This window comes from Pseudomonas sp. P5_B2 (assembly GCF_056400445.1).
Genome location: NZ_JBFULH010000418.1, coordinates 1 through 3621, shown reverse-complemented (window position 1 = coordinate 3621; position 3621 = coordinate 1). Strand labels below are relative to the sequence as shown.

The 3621-nt window shown below is 58.5% G+C and carries 4 protein-coding genes and 1 pseudogene; 4 read left to right on the top strand and 1 reads right to left on the bottom strand.

Annotated features, from left to right (window positions below; genetic code table 11):
- From AC1DRJ_RS21610 to AC1DRJ_RS21595, 4 genes and pseudogenes are all read left to right on the top strand, one after another.
- A pseudogene (locus AC1DRJ_RS21610) lies at positions 1-137 on the top strand (MFS transporter); the annotation flags it as partial.
- On the top strand, positions 134-796 hold the full coding sequence (locus AC1DRJ_RS21605; protein ID WP_477803930.1) for a DsbA family oxidoreductase: 663 nt from the start codon (positions 134-136) through the stop codon (positions 794-796). The pseudogene AC1DRJ_RS21610 and the gene AC1DRJ_RS21605, both read left to right, overlap by 4 nt.
- Positions 793-1119: a Rieske (2Fe-2S) protein gene (locus AC1DRJ_RS21600; RefSeq protein WP_477803929.1), complete on the top strand. Its 327-nt coding sequence runs from the start codon at positions 793-795 to the stop codon at positions 1117-1119. The genes AC1DRJ_RS21605 and AC1DRJ_RS21600 overlap by 4 nt, the downstream gene beginning before the upstream one ends.
- Positions 1116-2126 (top strand): YeiH family protein, encoded by a 1011-nt coding sequence (locus tag AC1DRJ_RS21595; RefSeq protein ID WP_477803928.1) that lies wholly within the window; start codon positions 1116-1118, stop codon positions 2124-2126. The genes AC1DRJ_RS21600 and AC1DRJ_RS21595 overlap by 4 nt, the downstream gene beginning before the upstream one ends.
- 244 nt (positions 2127-2370) lie before the next feature.
- Here the strand turns inward: AC1DRJ_RS21595 and AC1DRJ_RS21590 are convergent, their stop codons facing one another.
- Positions 2371-3405 (bottom strand): AraC family transcriptional regulator, encoded by a 1035-nt coding sequence (locus AC1DRJ_RS21590; RefSeq protein ID WP_477803927.1) that lies wholly within the window; start codon positions 3403-3405, stop codon positions 2371-2373.
- Positions 3406-3621: the final 216 nt, after the last annotated feature.

Genomic DNA, 3621 nt, shown 5'->3' with positions numbered 1-3621 from the left:
TAGTACCCCTGGTGAGCATCGCGGCAGCGGCCGTGTTCTTTTTTGCAAAGTGCCATTACCAGAAGGATATTGCCCGGCTGGCCGGTGAAAATGTCAACGATTCGGTAAGTGAAGCTGCAGTAGAGGTGAAGGTGTGAGTGGTCGTTTGCGTATTGATGTGTTTTTCGATTTTATCTGCCCTTGGTGCTTGATCGGAAAACGCCAACTGGAGCGCGCTCTGGAGTTGCTGCACTTGCAGCAACCGGAAGTGCTGGTGACCACGGTGTGGCATGGCGTGCAGTTGTTGCCACATATACCGACACAGGGTGAACCGTTCGCCGAGTTCTATCTCAATCGTCTTGGCAGTGCTGAAGCGGTGGCGATGCGCCAAGCTCAAGTGCAGCGGGCTGCAGGCGCGGTAGGGGTGGCCATCGACTTGAGTCGCATCGCCACGATGCCTAATACGGCTGACGCTCATCGTTTGTTGGCGCATGCCAACACTCGAGGTACCACGGCTCAGCGCGACCAGTTGCTTGAGCGTCTGTTCGCTGCGTACTTCCAGAACGGCGAGGACCTGGGTTGCCGCGAGACCTTGATCGCTATCGCCCAATCGTGCGGTTACGACGCTGACGCGGTGAAGGACTATCTGCAAGCCGAATCCGGTCCCTTTGTCGGTAATGAAGTTGGAGCCTCCAGCGGTGTGCCGAGCTTTCAGTTCGACAGCCAAATAACGATGGTCGGCGCGCAGCCTGCCGAGGCGCTGCTGGGCGCCATGAACGAAGCTTTGGAGCGCCAGCGCGTGCGGTCCCCGTCATGACGCGTCGTGTCCCCGTACCAGCGGGGAAACTCCCGCAGGCAGGTGGTCGTGCGCTGTTTGAGTTCGAGAACAAAAGCCTGGCGTTGTTTAACGTCGAGGGCGAGTTGTATGCCATCGATGACAGTTGTCCGCATCAGGGCGCCTCGCTCTGTGGCGGGCGTCTAGCTGGTCGAGTGATTCAATGTTGTGCCCATGGGTTGCGGTTCGATCTGCGCAGTGGCTACTTGCTCAATTCTACCCAGCTCAAGGTCACCAACTACCCGGTCGAAGTTGTCGACGACCAGGCCTTTATCGTTATTGCTTCTGAGGAGTCCGCGCCATGAGCGCCATCGCTCTTTCCCGTATCCATAGCCGAACACGCGAACTGGCACCGGGATTTATCGTCAGTCTGATCGTGGCAGCCGCCGCGACTTTTTTGTCCGAGCACTACAAAGCGCCGGTGATGCTGTTTGCCTTGCTGTTGGGCATGGCCCTGAACTTCCTGGCGGGAGAGGGCGTCTGCAAGGCCGGTATCGAATTTACGGCGCGCACCGTGTTGCGCATCGGCGTGGCCCTGTTGGGCATGCGTATCACCCTTGAACAGATTGCCGCACTGGGCTGGAAGCCGGTAGTGCTGGTGGTGACTCTGGTGGTGGTGACCATTGGTGTTTCGGTGATCGCGGCCAAGCTAATGGGTTTCCAGCGTTTGTTCGGCATGCTCACCGGTGGCGCGACGGCGATCTGCGGCGCTTCGGCTGCTTTGGCGCTGGCGGCAGCATTGCCCAATCATCCGCAGAAAGAACGCGCCACATTGTTTACCGTCATTGGTGTGTCGGCCCTGTCGACCATGGCAATGATCGTTTATCCAATGATTGCCAACTGGTTTTCATTGTCTCCGCAAATGGCGGGAATATTCCTCGGCGCCACCATCCACGATGTGGCCCAAGTGGTTGGTGCCGGTTACAGCATGTCGATCGAAACGGGCGACACGGCCACAGTGGTCAAGCTGATGCGGGTCGCAATGCTCCTGCCGGTGATCGTCTGTGCGGCCATGGTGACGCGCATGCAAGGCGTCGAAACCGGAGCCAAGCGACCGCCACTGCTGCCGTGGTTCGCTGTCGGTTTTCTGTTGCTGGCTTGCATCAACAGCACAGGCTGGATAGCCCCAGCCGTGCAAGGCACGGTCAATGACCTGTCGCGCTGGGCCTTGGTGGTGTCCATCAGTGCCTTGGGCATGAAGACTCAGCTCAAGGAGCTGGCCTCTGTCGGCATCAAGCCCATCCTCCTGATGGTAGGGGAGACGGTGTTCCTCGTCGTCCTGGTGCTGCTGATGCTGCGCTGGGGTTTCTGAGCCCGACCTGATCCGTTTACTGCAGGACCGCCTTGCGTTTGACTCCTCAGCGCTTTGCGGCCCTCGGTCGGTGTTACAAACACCGGCTTTTTGCGGCGACTGCACAAGCAGTCGCCGTTTTTTATGTTTCGGATTCAGAAATGAAGACGCGACTTGAATGATGCCTCCTGGCGCCAGCCCCACATTCAGGGCTGCGCTCGGGTGGGCGGTTCATTCAGGAGATGAGGGCGCTGATACGATTCGCTCAGTATTCTTTGGCGTCGGAGAGCGGTTTTGAGGGAGTTTGCTTTTGTGCGCGCCAAGAGGCGGGCGGCATGCCGAACTGGGTGATAAACCATCGTGTGAAGGAACTCGCCATGGAATACCCGAGCATGTCGGCGATGCGCCCCAGCGAATAATTCGGATTCTCCAGGTAACGCAGGACCAGATCGCGGCGCACGTCGTTGATCAGGTCGTTGAAGGCGCAGTCGTCATCTTTGAGGCGACGCTGCAGCGTCCGTACGTTCATGCCCTGGGTCTGGGCGATCTGCTCAATGGTGGCGCGCCCCATTGGCAACAACACGTAGATGGCCTTGCGCACCTCGAACAGCAACGACGGTCCATCATCGCTCAGCAACGAGTCCAGGTAACCCTGTGCGTAACGTGCCATGGCCGGGTCGGCATGGGGGTTGGGCATGTCCAGGCTCGTATTGGGGCAGACGATACCGTTGAACTCGCTGCCGAACTCCATCTTGCACCCGAACAGTCGGCGATGCAGCTGCAGGTTGTCCGGCGGCTGGTGGGTGAAATTGACACTGTAGGGGTGCCAGTGCGCGCCGAGCAGGGCTGAGCACAAACGGAACATGACACCAATGGCCAGTTCGTTGGCTTGGCGGCAGGGCATAGGCGTGTCGGTCACCACCTCTTCGCGAATGATCACCATTTTGCCGGCCTCTTCAATGAAGATGGCCAGCGAGTCATTCATCAAGTGACGGTAATGCGCCACGACCTCAAAGGCTTCTCGCAGCGTACGTTGGTGAGTGAGCAGCAGGCTGACCACCCCGAAATCCGAGAGGTGGCGCGACTCGGCCATGCTCAGGCCAAAGCTCTGGCAGCCACTGGCGACGGCTGAATCTTCCAGCAAGCGCACGGCGGAATCGATGGGAATCCGATACTCAGGTGCTAACAACTGAGCCCTGTTCAAGCCACTGGCTTCCAGTACATCGCGCGGGTTAAACCCCAGGTACTGGGTGACCTCCAGGTAGTTGGTCAAGACAGCTGCGCGAACAAGCTTGGTCATGCGTGGGTCTTCCCTGGGCCAATTAAGGTGGAAATGAGCGTGGCGACTATATCCAGCGCGTCATGAAATGGAAAGTTGTTGCGTAAGCGCCGACGAGCGCCCGGTTCTTCCTTTCATCGCCCCTTCTCATCGAGATAAAACTGTTCACGTATTGATTACAGTGGCCTTGAGCAAACCCGTTGTGATTTTCGACCAGCGGGCACCTCATGTCGGCCC

Excerpts from the sequence above, each read along its gene's own strand:
- AC1DRJ_RS21600 (WP_477803929.1), top strand. The coding sequence starts at position 793 with ATGACGCGTCGTGTCCCCGTACCAGCGGGGAAACTCCCGCAGGCAGGT.
- AC1DRJ_RS21590 (WP_477803927.1), bottom strand. The coding sequence starts at position 3,405 with ATGACCAAGCTTGTTCGCGCAGCTGTCTTGACCAACTACCTGGAGGTC.
- AC1DRJ_RS21595 (WP_477803928.1), top strand. The coding sequence starts at position 1,116 with ATGAGCGCCATCGCTCTTTCCCGTATCCATAGCCGAACACGCGAACTG.